The sequence below is a fragment of the Aliivibrio fischeri genome, from assembly GCA_038993745.2.
In the GTDB taxonomy this organism is placed as follows: domain Bacteria; phylum Pseudomonadota; class Gammaproteobacteria; order Enterobacterales; family Vibrionaceae; genus Aliivibrio; species Aliivibrio fischeri_B.
Genome location: CP160629.1, coordinates 273,979 through 290,736, shown reverse-complemented (window position 1 = coordinate 290,736; position 16,758 = coordinate 273,979). Strand labels below are relative to the sequence as shown.

The 16,758-nt window shown below is 36.1% G+C and carries 24 protein-coding genes and 1 pseudogene; 6 read left to right on the top strand and 19 right to left on the bottom strand.

Annotated features, from left to right (window positions below; all coding sequences use genetic code 11):
- Nucleotides 1–69 precede the first annotated feature (69 nt).
- Nucleotides 70–1,137: a site-specific integrase gene (locus tag AAFX60_001455; protein ID XDF77924.1), complete on the top strand. Its 1,068-nt coding sequence runs from the start codon at nucleotides 70–72 to the stop codon at nucleotides 1,135–1,137.
- A gap of 43 nt (nucleotides 1,138–1,180) precedes the next feature.
- Here the strand turns inward: AAFX60_001455 and AAFX60_001450 are convergent, their stop codons facing one another.
- The 5 genes from AAFX60_001450 to AAFX60_001430 all read right to left on the bottom strand — a co-directional run bounded on the left by AAFX60_001450 (nucleotide 1,181) and on the right by AAFX60_001430 (nucleotide 4,340).
- The gene (locus AAFX60_001450; GenBank protein ID XDF77923.1) at nucleotides 1,181–1,597 is read right to left on the bottom strand and encodes a hypothetical protein; all 417 of its coding nucleotides are present in this window, start codon (nucleotides 1,595–1,597) and stop codon (nucleotides 1,181–1,183) included.
- A complete protein-coding gene (locus AAFX60_001445; GenBank protein XDF77922.1) occupies nucleotides 1,594–2,628 on the bottom strand; it encodes a hypothetical protein in 1,035 nt (344 codons plus the stop codon). Before AAFX60_001445 ends, AAFX60_001450 begins: the two co-directional genes overlap by 4 nt.
- 169 nt (nucleotides 2,629–2,797) lie before the next feature.
- Entirely contained in the window at nucleotides 2,798–3,841 is a 1,044-nt protein-coding gene (locus tag AAFX60_001440) for a phage major capsid protein, P2 family (protein ID XDF77921.1), read from the bottom strand.
- 50 nt (nucleotides 3,842–3,891) lie between these two features.
- Nucleotides 3,892–4,164 (bottom strand): ogr/Delta-like zinc finger family protein, encoded by a 273-nt coding sequence (locus AAFX60_001435; GenBank protein XDF77920.1) that lies wholly within the window; start codon nucleotides 4,162–4,164, stop codon nucleotides 3,892–3,894.
- Nucleotides 4,161–4,340 (bottom strand): ogr/Delta-like zinc finger family protein, encoded by a 180-nt coding sequence (locus AAFX60_001430; protein XDF77919.1) that lies wholly within the window; start codon nucleotides 4,338–4,340, stop codon nucleotides 4,161–4,163. The genes AAFX60_001435 and AAFX60_001430 overlap by 4 nt, the downstream gene beginning before the upstream one ends.
- Nucleotides 4,341–4,706: 366 nt before the next feature.
- Here AAFX60_001430 and AAFX60_001425 point away from each other — a divergent pair, with 366 nt between their 5' ends.
- Together AAFX60_001425 and AAFX60_001420 are read left to right on the top strand one after the other, a co-directional pair.
- Nucleotides 4,707–5,942, top strand: coding sequence for an AAA family ATPase (locus AAFX60_001425; GenBank protein XDF77918.1), 1,236 nt, complete (start codon nucleotides 4,707–4,709; stop codon nucleotides 5,940–5,942).
- A 4-nt stretch (nucleotides 5,943–5,946) separates the two neighbouring features.
- Nucleotides 5,947–6,612, top strand: a complete 666-nt coding sequence (locus AAFX60_001420; GenBank protein ID XDF77917.1) for an HNH endonuclease — start codon at nucleotides 5,947–5,949, stop codon at nucleotides 6,610–6,612.
- Between the two features lie 27 nt (nucleotides 6,613–6,639).
- Here the strand turns inward: AAFX60_001420 and AAFX60_001415 are convergent, their stop codons facing one another.
- The 10 genes from AAFX60_001415 to AAFX60_001370 all read right to left on the bottom strand — a co-directional run bounded on the left by AAFX60_001415 (nucleotide 6,640) and on the right by AAFX60_001370 (nucleotide 10,751).
- Nucleotides 6,640–6,876: an ogr/Delta-like zinc finger family protein gene (locus AAFX60_001415; protein XDF77916.1), complete on the bottom strand. Its 237-nt coding sequence runs from the start codon at nucleotides 6,874–6,876 to the stop codon at nucleotides 6,640–6,642.
- Nucleotides 6,877–6,925: 49 nt separating this feature from the next.
- A complete protein-coding gene (locus AAFX60_001410; protein ID XDF77915.1) occupies nucleotides 6,926–8,071 on the bottom strand; it encodes a replication endonuclease in 1,146 nt (381 codons plus the stop codon).
- Nucleotides 8,034–8,897, bottom strand: coding sequence for a hypothetical protein (locus AAFX60_001405; protein ID XDF77914.1), 864 nt, complete (start codon nucleotides 8,895–8,897; stop codon nucleotides 8,034–8,036). The genes AAFX60_001410 and AAFX60_001405 overlap by 38 nt, the downstream gene beginning before the upstream one ends.
- A 137-nt stretch (nucleotides 8,898–9,034) precedes the next feature.
- Complete coding sequence (locus tag AAFX60_001400) at nucleotides 9,035–9,232, bottom strand: hypothetical protein (GenBank protein XDF77913.1); 198 nt, start codon at nucleotides 9,230–9,232, stop codon at nucleotides 9,035–9,037.
- A 58-nt stretch (nucleotides 9,233–9,290) separates the two neighbouring features.
- Nucleotides 9,291–9,482, bottom strand: a complete 192-nt coding sequence (locus tag AAFX60_001395; protein ID XDF77912.1) for a hypothetical protein — start codon at nucleotides 9,480–9,482, stop codon at nucleotides 9,291–9,293.
- 2 nt (nucleotides 9,483–9,484) lie between these two features.
- Entirely contained in the window at nucleotides 9,485–9,712 is a 228-nt protein-coding gene (locus AAFX60_001390) for a hypothetical protein (protein XDF77911.1), read from the bottom strand.
- A complete protein-coding gene (locus tag AAFX60_001385) occupies nucleotides 9,709–9,915 on the bottom strand; it encodes a hypothetical protein (protein ID XDF77910.1) in 207 nt (68 codons plus the stop codon). The genes AAFX60_001390 and AAFX60_001385 overlap by 4 nt, the downstream gene beginning before the upstream one ends.
- Before the next feature lie 32 nt (nucleotides 9,916–9,947).
- Nucleotides 9,948–10,130: a hypothetical protein gene (locus tag AAFX60_001380; GenBank protein ID XDF77909.1), complete on the bottom strand. Its 183-nt coding sequence runs from the start codon at nucleotides 10,128–10,130 to the stop codon at nucleotides 9,948–9,950.
- Nucleotides 10,131–10,153: 23 nt separating this feature from the next.
- The gene (locus tag AAFX60_001375) at nucleotides 10,154–10,471 is read right to left on the bottom strand and encodes a hypothetical protein (GenBank protein ID XDF77908.1); all 318 of its coding nucleotides are present in this window, start codon (nucleotides 10,469–10,471) and stop codon (nucleotides 10,154–10,156) included.
- Nucleotides 10,472–10,493: 22 nt separating this feature from the next.
- On the bottom strand, nucleotides 10,494–10,751 hold the full coding sequence (locus AAFX60_001370) for a pyocin activator PrtN family protein (protein XDF77907.1): 258 nt from the start codon (nucleotides 10,749–10,751) through the stop codon (nucleotides 10,494–10,496).
- Between the two features lie 130 nt (nucleotides 10,752–10,881).
- Between AAFX60_001370 and AAFX60_001365 the strand changes: the two genes are divergently transcribed.
- Nucleotides 10,882–11,490 carry a S24 family peptidase gene (locus AAFX60_001365; protein ID XDF77906.1) on the top strand — a complete coding sequence of 203 codons (609 nt, stop codon included), beginning with the start codon at nucleotides 10,882–10,884 and terminating at the stop codon, nucleotides 11,488–11,490.
- 58 nt (nucleotides 11,491–11,548) lie between these two features.
- Here AAFX60_001365 and AAFX60_001360 read toward each other — a convergent pair whose 3' ends face one another.
- Together AAFX60_001360 and AAFX60_001355 are read right to left on the bottom strand one after the other, a co-directional pair.
- Nucleotides 11,549–11,701 carry a hypothetical protein gene (locus tag AAFX60_001360; GenBank protein ID XDF77905.1) on the bottom strand — a complete coding sequence of 51 codons (153 nt, stop codon included), beginning with the start codon at nucleotides 11,699–11,701 and terminating at the stop codon, nucleotides 11,549–11,551.
- A gap of 35 nt (nucleotides 11,702–11,736) precedes the next feature.
- Nucleotides 11,737–12,075 (bottom strand): hypothetical protein, encoded by a 339-nt coding sequence (locus AAFX60_001355; GenBank protein ID XDF77904.1) that lies wholly within the window; start codon nucleotides 12,073–12,075, stop codon nucleotides 11,737–11,739.
- Nucleotides 12,076–12,590: 515 nt separating this feature from the next.
- Here AAFX60_001355 and zur point away from each other — a divergent pair.
- Nucleotides 12,591–13,039, top strand: a pseudogene (gene zur / locus AAFX60_001350) (zinc uptake transcriptional repressor Zur).
- 27 nt (nucleotides 13,040–13,066) lie between these two features.
- Nucleotides 13,067–13,528 (top strand): chemotaxis protein CheX, encoded by a 462-nt coding sequence (locus tag AAFX60_001345; protein XDF77903.1) that lies wholly within the window; start codon nucleotides 13,067–13,069, stop codon nucleotides 13,526–13,528.
- Nucleotides 13,529–13,682: 154 nt separating this feature from the next.
- Here AAFX60_001345 and pgi read toward each other — a convergent pair whose 3' ends face one another.
- Nucleotides 13,683–15,335, bottom strand: a complete 1,653-nt coding sequence (gene pgi / locus AAFX60_001340; protein XDF77902.1) for a glucose-6-phosphate isomerase — start codon at nucleotides 15,333–15,335, stop codon at nucleotides 13,683–13,685.
- 213 nt (nucleotides 15,336–15,548) lie between these two features.
- Nucleotides 15,549–16,754 carry a hypothetical protein gene (locus AAFX60_001335; protein XDF77901.1) on the bottom strand — a complete coding sequence of 402 codons (1,206 nt, stop codon included), beginning with the start codon at nucleotides 16,752–16,754 and terminating at the stop codon, nucleotides 15,549–15,551.
- Between the last annotated feature and the right edge of the window lie 4 nt (nucleotides 16,755–16,758).

Sequence of the window (16,758 nt, the reverse complement as noted above, 5' to 3'; positions counted from 1 at the left end):
AATAACCTAGAATTTCCTTGAATTTCTTTAACTAGTACCCCTTGAGTACCCCTTTTAGGAGTAGGACAAATGGCAAGCTATACGGTAGAAACACGAAAACTAAAAAACGGTGAATCTCGATTCAAAGTAACCATTATAGTTAAAAAGAATTCAGCAATTATACACAGAGAAAGCAAAACTTTTAAAAAGAAATCTCTTGCCAAATCATTTGGTATAAAACAAGTTGCAGAAATTGAAGCTAACGGATTAAAAAAGAACTTAAAAACAAGCACGTTAGCAGTTCTCTTAGATCTTTTTATTAATGATAGAGATTTATGGGATAACACAGGAAGAACTAAGCAATTTGTAATAAAAATGCTTAGAGATTGCGATATAGCAAAGATTAACAGTCACGAACTCCAAACAAGTGATCTAATTGAGCACTGCCGAAACCGAAAAGGAACTGGCACAAAACCAGCCACTATTTACCACGATATAGCTTACCTCCGTTCTGTAATGAAGAAGTCTAAACCTGTTTTTAATATTGAATCTAATTACACAATATTTGATGAAGCAATCCCTATTCTAATTGATATGAACCTAATAGGAAAAAGCCAAAAAAGAACAAGGCGACCAACCGAAAACGAGTTAGAACAATTAAAAAAAGGACTTCTTCAACGCCAAAATTATCGAGAGAACGGAAAAACTCGAATCCCATACATTGATATTTTAGATTTTAGCATTCTAACTTGTATGCGTATTGGTGAAGTGTGTTCTTTACGTTGGGACGACTTAAATCATGATCACAAAACCATACTAGTTAGAAATAGAAAAGACCCTCGAAAAAAAGAAGGCAACCACATGATAGTACCTCTCTTAGCAGGTTCATTTGATATTGTTTTACGTCAGAACCAAACCAATGATTTGATTTTTCCCTACAATTCAAGAAGTGTTAGTGCAGGCTTTCAGAGAGTTAGAAATGACTTAAATATAAAAGATTTACGCTATCACGATTTAAGACGTGAAGGTGCAAGTCGATTATTTGAGAAAGGATATTCAATTGAAGAAGTAGCTCAAGTGACAGGACATAGAAACTTAAATATTTTGTGGCAAGTTTATACTCAGCTCTTTCCACATAAATTGCATAATAAAGAATAATTGTAAGTACTAAAGCCCACATTAGCGTGGGCTTTAATGAGCCTTATAAAGATTCATCACAAAGATTAATATTTTTAGCATAAGTTTTACTATAAAAACGAGTATCTAATTGCGTTAAATTTTCACATAAAACTAGATTATGTTTTGATACATAATAATTCTGAGCCGTAAAATTCAGAACCCCAATCGCACCAGAGATAAAAAAACCAATAAGAACAAAACGCTTAATATTACTAGATACTGGCGTCGTATTTCCTTTAAACTGCCTAGCACCACCTAAAATAGCAACGACTAAAAGATATATCATTGCGTATACAGATATCTGATTAAGCACTCCATTTACAACAATAAAATCATGATAACCAAACAAATAGCTAAGTGACTCTATAGCAAAATAAACACACACTAACAGTACTAATAAAATGATTGATAATGATAATACAATTTTCATTTTGCTCATTTATTTGATTCCATTATTTTCTTAATTTCGTTTGTCGCTTGCTCACTTAATTTATAATTAGAGTCAATGGCATTCAAACCTTGTCCAACAACAAAAGTAGATATAACCCAAACAACATTAGTCGTAAGATAAGTTGCTGTTACAAAAGGTGCAGCAAGACCAATTATTATTGGAGTAAGAACAGCTCCTATTGCTAATGTAGCCAATCCCTTAAGAATATCACCAGATGAATTTCCAATCAGCTCTTCTAATGTAGCTTTGTCATTAAGTGCATACTCTACGACATTAATCCCAACAGCGGCGATTACCTCCACTGTTACATTAAATTTGGCATATCGAATACTACCTTTAAGTGATTCTAACCCCATACCTAATTCGACAACTCTAGGATTATTAGCGAGCCATTTATTTCCTCTCATCAATGTCTTTAAATGTTTTTTATAGCCCTTGATGATTACCCAATCTCTACCATTAATATTTTTAGTATATGCAACCACTCCTAATGAACCTAGCTCTTGTGCATTCTGCCTAGCAGTTCCTATACCATCAATTAAACCTTTTTTATAATCTTTATAACTTGAAATAGTATCCTTCCCACCTAAATCATCGTATAAATTTTTAATAAACTCATTTGCCTCACTTAAAGACATAAAAGCAAATTCATTTTTTTGTTCTGTGTATTTAACTTCAATTTGCTCACCCTTAATAAAATCATAAGGTGGCCAATACATATTATTCGGATCAAGCTGTGGTGTTTGAGATATAGTATTATCAACTGTAGCTGCTTGATAACCAGGTGATGTTACTTGGGGAGGTGATAGTTCTGATTGTTTTTTCGTATAATTTTGAACAGCTTCATCATAAGAACGACCATAAACACTATTCGATGGAGATGAAGTCCAATACGGTGAAGTTTTTGGTGGAAATGGATATGAAGATTCAGAAGAATCATTCCTAACATTAGCTTTTTCACTAATATCAGCCTCATAAGCCATTGAGCCTACAGGAAATATGCTGTCTTTTGTTGTCATAACTCTAATGCCAATAAGTTTAAGTAAATGTCAACAGCTTATCATGCTTACTATGTTGCTTTCTGACTAAAGCTCTAGGCGTTTTACCTAAATTTTTTATTCCAAAAATAAAAAAGCTCATAACAATGAGCTTAAATAGTTTGCTGCAATAGTGAATTCTAAATAATCCTCACTCCCAAACATCAGAGCCTGATTTTTTAAGTTTAACGTTATCAAATTCAAGTGTAGCCGTCTTACCTAATTGCTCAACAAGATAAGCCATGCTCATACATTCAAAATTTTCAATGCGATCCTTTTTATCGTTTTTGACGCCTACTGATTTTCGAATCGAGTTATTTAATATATAAATCGATAAATTATCAAAGCTAGTCACCATAATGCCGCGCGGTGGGAAATTAGAGACTGTATAGGTAGGTAAGCCGCCATAAGTAGAAATGACCTGTCTCATTTCAATCTTTGCTTTTTCGCTTGGGGTATTGCCGTTCTGTGCATAAAGTCTTGCTTGGTCACTGGCAACTAATTCATTACCAACAATAGCGACTAAATCATTTGATGATGCAAATACATGATCTAATAAATTCTTTATAGTAAGAACCGCAAGGTCAAGATTCACAAAGTCTCCACCTTCACCAATTCGGATTTCACCTGAATCTGGCACTACTTCTGATAATACATTTTCAGATTTATGTTTTCGTAATGCTTCAATCCAACCTTCATTTACATCTTCACCATTTGGATTGGTTTCAATATCTGTATTTTTAGCTGCCGATGTACCATAGAAACCTACTCGAATTTTATCTAAATCAGATTGAATTCGAATTTGATTATTTATTCGTTCTTCAAAATTCTTTAAATGAGCAAAAGCATCAAGTTGTTTGTAAGTAATATGTGTATCAAAGTTTGTTTGAACACATTCATACGGCATTGGTGTTAAATCATAAACTGAGCGTGTTTTTCGCTCATTGCCTGCCGATGTATCAGTTCGTGATACAATCAATTGTCCAACACCTAAACCGATAGCTTCACCAATTAAATTATCTACTGTGACGACATTAATGCGTGTTAAAAAGTCGTCTGTCTCTTTTACATCATCAATTAATATTTGACTGGCTGCTGGAGAGACATTAAAGGTTTCACTCGCGTCTGATACATCATAGAGAATTTGAACGGATTCTTTAAAGGTGTTGAGTTTTGTTTGTGATTCGATTTTCATATGTATTCTCGTTTTCTTAAATTAAATGATTAAGTCCTATTACCTAAGAGTTATCTAAATGTCATTGTTGGTTTCTCTATACATTCAGACTTAGGAGAAAGTAATCGAAGCATGTTATTTCTCTTTTGAGCAATTTGAGGTTGGAGTGCCTTATTAGGTGGTTTGCTCTCTGAGTTTTTAACAATGAACTCTTTGAAAGTCGCATATAAAAGAAAGCGGATACCACAGGCCTTACATTGACCGTAATACTCTCTGACTTCGTTAGAAATAGGCCGAGATGTCTCTATTCGATATGAGGCACCGCAATCAGGACAAACAATCATGCAGCCTCCTTTTTGCCAGAGGTTTCACCTTTATTCACCATGAGAAGAGAAAGCTTAAAAGAAGATGAGCAATTTAAATTACAACATTGGCACGTTAATACGCTTTCCGTTGCTGTTTCTTTTTTTTGCTCAATCGTTCTAGCCTTACTGTGACAAGCAGGACAAGTAACATACATATACTTTTCTCCTATAACCGCTAAATAACTGGAATAGAATTAAAGTAACAATGATTCTTTTTGAAGAGTATAGAACCCGTTTCTATATCAAGGTTTTAGAAAATGGAAGAGGTCAGAATTAGATAATCGAGGAGGGCGCACAGGCCTTGTTCGGACTCACCCTCCCCTCCGCGCCGAAATTCCGCACGTTAAAAAACGAAAGATTAAGCGCATAGCGAAATAGCCGTGAAACCTTGCCCCATAAAGGATTGAAGCCAATAATTAAAAGCAGGTAGGATCGTTTTCATGCGCATTTATAATAAGTAAACTAGTAATGTGATTAATTTAAAGTAAAATTGTTTTTTTACTCTTTAATACGAAATTCTTATGGATAAATATATAACTCACATCAACGGATTGCTACCAAATACAGAAAAAGCAATCTCAATTGAAGCTAATGGGAAAAATATAATAGTTACCGGAATGAACGGATGTGGAAAAACTCTCTTTCTAAATTCATTATTTGATTCCATCAAATCAAGTATTGAACCACGTAAGATTCAAGAAATAAGTAATCTACACTCAAATATTTCCACCTATAAACAAGCATTAAAAAATAAAAGCAATAATAAAGTTCAACAAGATAAATATAAAAATATATTAAAAGAATTTGAGCTTCAATTGGCAAATGTTTTTAAGATTAATACTATTGAACTTGAATGGGATAATCACGATAATGCATTAGATAAGTCTTTACAAAAGTCGCTAGTTGTTAGTTTTTTTGAAGCTACTCGCCAATATTCAAAGAATCAACGACCTCAACACCAAACGTTATCTGAAATAAAACAGATTGGTAAATCTCAACAAATAAGCCAAGATTTTTCTACTAGTTTTGAAACTTACCTTGTTGCTTTTCTAGAAGCAGGTTACTTAGCATATGCTCTACGAAATGATGCTGAACAAAAAAATAAAGTGGATTTATGGCTTCAAACGATTACTTATGACTTACAATACTTATTTGAAGATAAGTCATTACAACTAGTTTATAACGAACAAGAAAAAACTTTTTACATCAATCAAGATGGGAAAAATCCATATACGTTTTCTGACTTATCTTCTGGTTATTCGTCAATTTTAAAAATCTATATAGACCTATTAATGAAGGTTGAACTACAAGATATTCATCCTAAAGAACTGTCAGGTATAGTTATTATTGATGAAATAGATGCTCATTTGCATGTATCACTTCAGAAAAAAATATTATCATTCCTCGATAAATCTTATCCTAATATACAATTCATAGTATCTACTCATTCTCCTTTTGTTTTACAATCAGTTGATAATGCAGTTATTTACGATTTGAGTAAATTTGAACAATTAGAAGACTTATCTCTATATTCTTATGAAGCCATAATTAAAGGTTTATTAGGAACAACAACTAACTCAAATAACTTAATAGATATTGTTAACGAACTTGCCACTCTAACTCCTAATGTTGAGTTAAATAAAGAACGGGTTGAAGTCTTAATTGAAAAGTTGACATTGGTTGAAGGACAACTAGATTCAAAATCTAAGGTTGTATATCTCATGGCACAACAATCTATAGACGATTTAGGAGTATAATAAATTGTTTAATGTTACTAGATTGGCAGAGGCACCTGAATGTTTATCGCATGGTAATCAGTATAATCATGAGCAAGTAGTTAACGCCTTAAAAAGAATGTTTTTTGAAAAATGTTACTTATGTGAAAGGAATGATATTCAAGATGTTGAAGTTGAGCATTTCAATCCTCAACAGGCTGGCGGTGGGCGAACAGATTGGAACAACCTATATTACTCATGCAGTCGTTGCAATAGTCTAAAGAGTAATACTCATACTAATTTATTAGATTGTACAGATACAACTATTAATATATCTCGAAAAATTCGATTAGTAATGACCGTTGCTCCAGATGATGATGTATTAGTTGAAGCAACCGATGAAAACCCTTGTGAACAAACACAAAATACAGTGCGACTCCTAAATGAATGCTATAACAGCACTAATACTGCTTTACGGGGTGTAAGTCGTGAAGCATTAATAGAGCAAATATACGAATATATGATTGCATTTATGACTGCTCGAAATTTGTTAAAAAAACCGTCTACAGGTCGATCAATAAAAGAAGGAGCTATAGAAACAATCGAAGCAATGTTAAGTGTTGAGCATCCGTTTAGTACATTTTGGCGTTGGCAATACCTACATGATAGTTTTTTAACTGCTCGATACCCAGAATTGGAAGAGTTATTTTAATTTATGTAATAAATATAAAAGTTATATTTATCTAAACATATCAACTTGATTTATGTCTTCTAACTTACACAATTCTGGTTGCAGTTCAGGATTGGGCTTTTGTCCTGTAGGTTCGATAATACGGCACACGGACGTGTACGTAACAAAGATAATCCCACAATTTAAATTCAAACACTGACAATAAGCCTCGCGCGTTTCTTTCGTGATGGCTTTTGAGGTCGCTATGCGCGCTTTGCTTTCGCATCTAGGGCAGGTGATTAGCATTATCACTCCTTAAGTCTTAAATTGGCACAATGCTTGTTCTAGAGTCTTTTTAAGACACCGTTAATTGGTTATTTCTAAGGCTAATGGTCATAAACTTATCGATGGGGACTTTAGCCCCTTTTTGTAATGGCTTAATCAAGCACTGAACGCCTTTAATACTCCATCCAGTCATATCTATGAGGGCTGTTTCTAACGTTGAAATGGGGTATTCTTGAAGCGAGTTACAGTTATTTTCAGTGCTCCAAGGGGCGAAACTCCGTTTCTTTTTAAGAGCAAGAGCCGAAGCGAGGAGCGGTACATCTTTTTTCTTAACTAATTCATATTGCTCTTTGCATGTTTCAATCACACGGCCAAGCCACTCGATACCAATGACACGTTTAACCGTTTCACCGTACTTATTGATTTTCTCTTCATAAGCCAGTTTTTCAGTCCCTGCCAATTGACAAAAATCTTTCCATCGAGATTTATCACACGCATGGCGCACTTCATTAAGCGTTTCATCAAATGCCGTATCATTTGGTTTTGCTCGTCTAAATTGTCGCCATAAACCAACAGGTTTAGAGCCTGATTGTGAAAATTGTTTAATGCGGTGAGTGGATGCCCACGCCTGAACCGATTGCGCGTTTTTCTCTGCGTCGGTTTCTGGCATGTGAGCACCATTAATATTTTTAGATATGTATTTGATAATGTAGCCCGTTGCGCTGCCTTTTTCGGGGTCGCACGATTCAGCAAAGAAACGTTTCTTCATAATGTCTGAATTATAAAGTTCATCACGGTCTTCACTGCGAGCGATTCGGGCACAAATGTTTACCAATGCTTTTTTTTGGTTTGGGTGAACATAAATAAACATATGCGCGTGTGGTGTGCCATCTTTATGAGGTTCGGCCACTCGTAGGCCAAACCAATCAATTTCTTGCTTTTTAAAATTGGCACGTGCCAGTTTCCATTGCTCCATAAGATTGTTATGAGCTTCTTTGACGGTGCAACCATTCCACTTGTTTGAATTACGGTGGTATTTAGAGGGAAGTGTCCACGTAATAAAAACGCCAACATACCCCAAATCAATGGCTCTTTCTTCGTCCCCACGTGAGCGAACGATCAACTCAACACGACGGTTTTCTTGATCGGAAGTCGTACGTTTAACGACTTCACTCAAATCAAAAGCAATGCCTGTTTCTGGATTGAATACACTCATAGAATCTAGCCACTGTTTTGCTTCTCGTTGTTTGTGTTTCCATCGAGTGAGAGCGCAAATAAAGAAACTTACGCATAAGGTAATCTTCATTTAAACAACGACAGATAGCTGCTTCTAATTCATGCTCTGCATCAATAAGACATTTATGCTTTTCCTTTACTTGAGGAGGGAGAATATAGAACGAACACATTAATTCAGAGATGAGTGCAAACGACGATTGCAGAGCATTTAAGTAAGCATGCCCGTTATCATCATCAATACTCATTTCTTGAATAATACGAGTGAATCGTTCGGTTAGATTTCTTGTTATGACATCAAGCTTTTCATCACTTAATAGAGCGTGATGGTCAAAGATAACGGATTCATTAATATCACTTGTCAGTAACGGTTTTAATGATGGGTTTACGCGCTCAAAATCTCGTTTGGTTTTGCTGCTGCGTCTTTCATCACTAAAGGGAAATTTATTTTCCACTAAAGCGGATGCTTTGAGGGCTTCTTTAACAAGTGCGTTGATGAAGTGATTCACGTTCTTAGGTGTGGCGTTCTTGCGCTTTAGTCTTTTAATGATTTGGTATTCAATATCTTCACGAACAATAAATGGTAATCGTGGGATGAAATGACGAGAGAAAGGCGTCCCCCATTTATAGGTGTAGGTGCTTGCGGTGTCTTTGAGTTTTTGTATAAACAATGCACCTTTCGTTTCAGCGTTTTGCATGGCTGATACCAACAACAAAGGAGCATCAAAGATTTCTTTAATTTCAATGAGGTCTTTAGTGCGTACTTTGCATTTAATCTTATTGCTAATAATTGATGCATTATATTTCACTTGATAACCCGTCCTTTAAAGTAGCGCAGCCATAAAAAATAAAAAGCCCTTAACGGGGGCTAGGCGTTTGTTGCCATTACTACCTAAGAAGAGGGGATGACGCCCAAAATAGTAACGACAACAATTTGATAAATTACTTATTCAATGCATGACCACATAACGTCATTTCTTACTTCAGCAAGAAGATTGATTAATTGGTTAAGGTCATCAACGGCTCTTTGGGGTTCCATCCCACTTTGAATGGCTAGCTCATTCTCGCGCTTAGTTTCTTCGCGTATCTCAATAAATAATTCGATAGCACCTTCAACGGCGAGCACTTTGGCTGATGTGTTCATAGTTAACCTCATTGGATATTCATTAATATTGATATTATGTCGTCACCAGTGACGAGGGTTATAAGCGCTCTAAAGAGACGAACTTTCCGCTCAAGGTATCGCGCAACGTGTCAAAACTAAGATGACGATAATCGCAGCATGCTGCTGCTAATAATTGAAATTCAACCTCTCGCTCACTAGGTATCCAAACCGTGACTTTTTTTAATCCTTCCGCTTTCTTTTTTGCTTCATATTTGGAGTTTCGACTCATCCCTATACTCCTTTTTCTTTTTCTACTTTAGGAACATTAAGAGCGGTAAACTGTTCTAGTGTTTCATTTAAAAAAATAGAGATAGGAAAAGAAGCAATCATTCGAGAATGCAAATACAAAAAAAGGTGTAACGCTCCAATTTGATATTCATCGAAATAAAGTGAAGCTCCGTTCATATCAAGAATGTATGCCTCACTTAAAATAGGATGCGGCTTAACTTGAATACTCATTGCAAACTCCAAGGCTCAGAGCATCCGCTAAAAGTACAAACGTAATGAAGAGGCTTAGGCACTGGTTTTTTACGTCGTCTTATTCCATGAGCATCACGTAATTGTTCTATTTGTAAAAGTGCTTGTTTGACTGCTTCGGGGCTTGTATTTTTCATGCCTTCCATATCAGGGCAAGGTGCATGAATCGGATCTAAATACGTCATATTTATTCCTCGTGTTTTTCTACTTTCATGACTTACTCTTCTAGGCTTTCGAGTAACTCGATTGATTCTTCCAATTGAACTAATACAGCAGAAAGATAATTATCTTCTTGTGGGTCATTGCATGGGTTCATTTGATTTTCAATGACTCGGTGCAAAAGCTTTGCTTCACTTGAGTGTGAAAAATCAATATTGATTGCATGGATTGGTGTGTTCATGGTTTGTCCTTATTTTTCATCTATTAAACAATTAATTTGAATGGCTGCCAGATAAAGCCAAAGTGAGGAGTGATCTGATTAACTTCATATGCATCAAGTAAGACAACATTATCTAAGCTGTTCCAATCACCTAAAATTTGAATATTTTCTTTCTTACCTAAAGTGCTCAACCATGAATTGAAGTTGATTAGTATGTTAGTTATTGATTGCTCTCTAAGCTCAATATCAAACTCATTAATCACTAACATGGTTGATGAAATGAGCCTTGTAGCTTTAAGACAAGTAATGACGGTATTTCCGTTTTTACTTACAAGTTCTAAATCAAGCATTACTCTAATCATCGCAATATCACTTCTTACATTTTTAATGAACGTTTACGCTTTCCCACTCTTCACGGGCAGATTGATATTGTTCATCAATGTATGAACCTAAATCTTCAATCTTTATTAGTGTTGGACTTCGTTCTGAATCACGTAATTTGAAGGTAGGAAAAGGCAAATCACACGCTTTCGCCTTTTGTTCAGCAGTTTTTGCTGTTATTCCTAGAAATTCTTGACTTATTTCTTTCAGTTCAATTGTAGTGCTACCGAAACGAGCTAATAATGCAAATTGCGTATTCATGATTCACCTGTGTTATTCTGAAACTATTTAGAGCAACTAAAAGCGGTTCTAATCGCGTCCACTTAACCTAGACACATTATTGACCATTTATTTTTAATTGCAACCACTTTTGAACCACAAGGAACCACTAATGAACAACGTAGATGAGCAACTTATAGAATTAAAGAAACTAACTAACACATCAAAAAACGTAGATTTAGCAAAGGTTTTAGGTACAACTGCTTCAACAATTCAAACGTGGAGAAAGCGAGGAAAAATACCTGATGATATTTTTATAAAAGCGAGACATATATCACAAAATGGTGAGTTACCAACGCCAAAAGGAATGATTTCATTAACTTATTATGATGTTGAAGCAAGTGCAGGTCATGGGTCATTAGTTGAAGTTGAAGTGGCAACAGAGATAAATTTTGCAGAAGTATTTTTACGAGATGAATTAGGAGTAAACCCTAAAGAAGTCTTTGCAATGAAGGTTAAAGGCGAATCTATGTACCCTACCCTTAAAGATGGGGCGAGAGTCATAATAAAACGAGTTGATGATTTTGCAGGTGATGGAATTTATGTATTCAGAGTTAACGGTCAGATAATGATTAAACGCTTACAGTTCCAACCTACAAAAATTACTTTTGTAAGTGACAATAATCATTTTTATCAACCTTGGGAACTAACTCATACAGAAATTAAAAATATTGATTTTGAGATATTAGGACAAGCAGTTTGGGGCGGTGGAAAATTATAAAGTTGCGAAAATAAAAAAAACCTCCACTTAGGAGGTTTTTTTCATTAAAAATAATTAATTACGCAGCTTGCTTTAATTCTTCATCACAAGCTATTTCGTTTGTCATGAATTCAGAAAAACTAACATGACCAACGGCTTCTGCTACTTTATTCAGCTCAGTCTCGATAGTATCTAAACAAGACATTATTGCTTTGTAAGTTTCATATTTCATATTCTAGCCTTAGGTTTAATTGGGGTATAACTACTTTAAACAGCAGCTAAGCTAGCTTTACTAGAACTCATTTCTAAGTATTCGTCTAGCTGCGCCATAATATCAATAAGCGCCTTATCATCTCGGTCTACAATGGCCTGAGCGATATCACGCATAAATTCTGCTACGCTTTGAGCGTCTTCTGAGCCAGTGTGTTCTTCACCACGAAGAATAGTAATTAACAATTCACAAGTACTTGCTATAACACTGAAAGAAGGGTTGACTTTGTCTAAATCAGGAAAAGACCAGTGAAGTACACTTCTTGCAAATTTTGCTAAATCTTGAATACGTTGAAACACTTCATTTGGATCAACTTTAGGTTCACATCCAGCCACTGTAACACTCTCTTATTATATTAGGTTATCAGAAAAATAGTGCAAATATTATACATAATAAAAAATAAAAGTTAAGTATTAAATCAATGGTTACGCTGTTCTGTTCTGAAATATTCCTGATACCAAATTATTACTCTGAATACAAAGAGGTGTCAACAACAACCGTACAGTAATTAAACAAAAATCACACTGATTATTCATAAACAATTGAAAGATAAACTGCTACAAGTCTCCCTATAGTCCCCCTTACCCCTCTTAATCCTTTATAAAACCTATATAATCAGTCCAATCAAGCATAGGGGCAACAGAAAAACGTTGTAGTGGATAAGAGCTCATAGGTTAATTCTTTCAGTGATCAAGGCCTCAATTCTAACATAATAAGAACACAAACAACCATCCCATAAACTCTATTAGGCAACTCACATAACAAATAATAATTCTCTAAATAGTGGATAAAAAATAACGAGAGTTATGTTAAACTCCTCAACTTGTTCAAAAAATAAGACATATTTTCATTGAATCGTACACAAAAACAAAAGGTTGAGCTGCTATGCCAACAACGTGGAGTAAGGTTAACTCCACAACGATTAACTGTTTTAGAGCTGATTGTGACTCATCAGGGGCGATCAGTGCTTATGATCTATTAGAACAATTAAAACAAATAGAACCCCAAGCAAAGCCGCCAACCATCTATCGAGCATTAGATTTTTTGGTCACTCAAGGTTTTGTGCATAAGGTCGAATCAATAAATAGCTATATTTCTTGCTGTGTGATCGGTGAACACGCTCATTTCTCACAACTTTTCATCTGCCGAACTTGCGATGACGTTGTTGAATTCCATGATAATGATATTACTAAGCAGCTAACTAAGCATGCTGAACAAATCGGCTTTTCAGTTGAGAACCATATTGTTGAAACTCATGGCACTTGCAAGACTTGTTTAAGTAACAATAAGAAAAATTAAAATAATATTTAAAGGACATCACTCACCATGCGCGCTGAATTTGTAAACCCATTCTTAGCTTCATTTATGAATGTTATTAAAACGATGGCATCAATGGACTTAAAACCTCAAAAGCCTCGTATCAAAAAAGATGAAATTGCCCGTGGTGATGTATCAGGTCTAATAGGAATGGTTGGCCCTCAAAGTAAAGGTTCAATGTCGATTACTTTTGATGAGCAACTTGCTCTACAAGTAATGCAAAACATGTTGGGTGAACGCCCAAACAGCATTAATGAAGAAGTGACTGACATGGTTGGTGAAATTACCAATATGGTTACGGGTGGTGCAAAGCGCATTCTTTCTGAAAGTGGTTTTGAATTTAATATGGCAACGCCTATCGTTGTATCAGGTAAAGGCCATACCATTACTCATAAATGTGAAGGTGCGATCATTATCATGCCATTTGCTTCAGAATGGGGTAATGCATTTATTGAGATCTGTTTTGAGTAATAGGGACTAGGGACTAGGGACTAGGGACTAGAACGATAGAGGTTGATATTTAGGTATCAACCTTTTTTATTGCCTGTAATGTATTAGCTACAGAGACAAAAAGAGCCGACCGAAGTCAGCTCTTTTTTAATAAATTAACGCAATAAGCTAATGATTAAGCTTGAAACGCTTTAAATGCGTTAATTAAACCATTTGTTGAACTGTCGTGAGACGTTACCGCTTTATCATCAGCTAACTCAGGAAGAATTTGGTTAGCCAGTTGCTTACCAAGTTCTACGCCCCATTGGTCGAAACTGAAGATGTTCCAAATCACACCTTGAACGAAAATTTTGTGTTCGTACATTGCGATAAGGTTACCTAGTGTTTTAGGAGTAACTTGTTTAACAAGAATTGAGTTCGTTGGACGATTACCTTCAAATACTTTAAATGGTACCAGCTCAGCGACTTCAGCTTCTGTTTTGCCTGCAGCAGCAAATTCAGCTTTCACTGTTTCTTCTGTTTTACCAAACGCTAACGCTTCAGTTTGTGCGAAGAAGTTAGACATCAGTTTTTGATGATGATCGCCTACTTGGTTGTGGCTGATTGCTGGAGCAATAAAATCACAAGGGATAAGTTTTGTACCTTGGTGAATTAATTGGTAGAACGCATGTTGGCCATTTGTACCTGGTTCGCCCCAAATAATTGGACCTGTTTGATAATCAACAGGGTTGCCATTACGATCAACGCACTTACCATTTGATTCCATGTTGCCTTGTTGGAAGTACGCAGCAAAACGGTGTAAGTATTGGTCGTATGGAAGAATAGATTCAGATTCAGCACCGTGGAAGTTATTATACCATAGGCCGATTAGCGCTAAGATAACAGGTACGTTATTTTCAAGATCGGTTTCAGCGAAGTGCTTATCTACTTCATGAGCCCCTTCTAACAACTCAATAAAGTTATCAAAACCAACCGCTAATGCGATAGAAAGACCGATAGCTGACCATAGTGAGTAACGACCACCAACCCAATCCCAGAATTCAAACATATTGTCAGTATCAATACCAAACTCAGATACAGATTGTGCATTTGTTGATAGTGCTGCAAAGTGTTTAGCAACGTGCGCTTGATCGCCAGCTTCAGCAAGGAACCAATCACGAGCGCTGTGTGCGTTCGTCATTGTTTCTTGAGTTGTGAACGTCTTAGAAGCGATTAAGAATAACGTTGTCTCTGGGTTTAACGGCTTCAGTGTTTCAACAATGTGCGTACCATCTACGTTAGAAACAAAGTGCATATTTAGACGCGTTTTATATGGTGCTAGAGCTTCAGATACCATGTATGGACCAAGGTCTGAACCGCCGATACCGATATTTACGATATCCGTAATTTCTTTGCCAGTGTAACCTTTCCACTCACCAGAAATTAGACGCTCTGTGAAGCCTTTCATTTTTTCTAATACTGCATTTACTGCAGGCATTACATCTTCACCATCAACCATCACTGGTGTGTTGCTACGGTTACGAAGCGCAGTATGAAGCACTGAACGACCTTCAGTTTTATTGATTTTTTCACCACTGAACATCGCTGTAATTGCTGAAGATAATTCTGTTTGCTCAGCAAGTGCAAACAACTTCTTCATTGTTTCTTCAGTAATTAAGTTTTTAGAAAAATCGACTAAAATATCTTGGCCAAACGTTGCTGAAAACTTATCGAAACGTTGTGCATCAGCAGCAAATAAATCTGATAAATTAAAATCTTGTGCTGTTTCAAAGTGCGCTGTTAAGTCTGCCCAAGCTTGAGTTTCTGTTGGGTTGATGTTTTTTAACATGGTAAAAATATCCTGTGTAATATGCTTGTAAGTTCCAAGTCGTAGCTAAGAACTCCCGTTTATACGAATCTAAAAATTGGTGAACTTTATTTATTATGACCAAAACTACGCTCACCCTTTTTGAGTTAGGTCACATTAAAACTTTTATTAGTGAACATTATCCCAATCCAAATGAAAGAACACTAGAGTTCACTTCATTTTTCTCATAAATATCTAGAAAGGCTGATTTATCATTACTCTAAATTGGCTTTCTTCATTACCCCACGCCATTTCAGTTCTAACAACAATACCTTCAACCTGAAAACGAATAGCACCGCCAGCGCTCCATTTCATATCACTATGAAGTGTCGATAAAGAAAATTCATCTGCCACACGTCCGGCATCAACAAAAGCGACCCACTGCCACCAAGGTACATCATAAAGATTAAAGATAGGCCATTCTTCTAAAGGCTGCCAATCAGGCATAACACGATACTCTGCAGAGTAATGCACAGCAGATCGTCCATGAAAGCGTCCCCCACCGAAACTTCTTAATCGATATAACCCACCCAACTTTATACCTGCGTATTCAGGTGGTTGATGCTGCTCATCCCAACTAGGCGTGTCTGCAACATACATATCTAAAGCCAAAACTTGTTTATTGATCACATTGCCTAAACTTCCTAAATCAAAAAAGGCACTTTGTTGGAACTCCCACGTCCACCACTCTTGCTGTGAACTCGCTTCTGGTGAATAGGTAAAATCTAATTCTGTGCGAGAACCATGCGTAGTGTTTCGAACACTATTTCGATTATCCCAATCAAAATGAACCTTCATACCCCAATTCGATTCAGGCTCATTCCATCCGGCAACATCAGACAATTCACGAGAATAATAAAATGGACTTAACTCTATACTCGAGACACCGCTATCAAGAGGATTAAACCCCTTAATTTTTCGTTCTGGTTGATACGCAGCTCTTGCCCCAAGACTTTCCCCATTACCGATAGGCAAGACATATTGTGCAGTTAAATGATATTGAGCTTCAACACTGTCCGTAAACACTTCTTGTTCTGGCAACGAATCATTATTACCCGCAGCACCAAGATGGTAATCCATGTCTTTAAAACTGGCGTTATAAGCATTAGCTCCAACTAACCATGAATGGCTAATTTGAAAGTTATTTGCTGATAAGTAAGTTAGATAAGAGCCTTTACTGGAATACAAACCAGCGGCAAACAATGTTGCTTGAGGTTGCCCAACGCCTTTCATGACACCCGCAGCGCCTATGGTAGTCCCCAAACTCTCTGATGAGTACATAAAAGGGACAGCAGCGGTTTCGGGTAAAGATGTTGGCCAAATATCGCTTTCTGAAAAAGCCAAGTGAGAAATAAGAAAAAGCGCTAAACCAGTAGCGCTTTTAAAAGAAAATGAATTCAAGAAG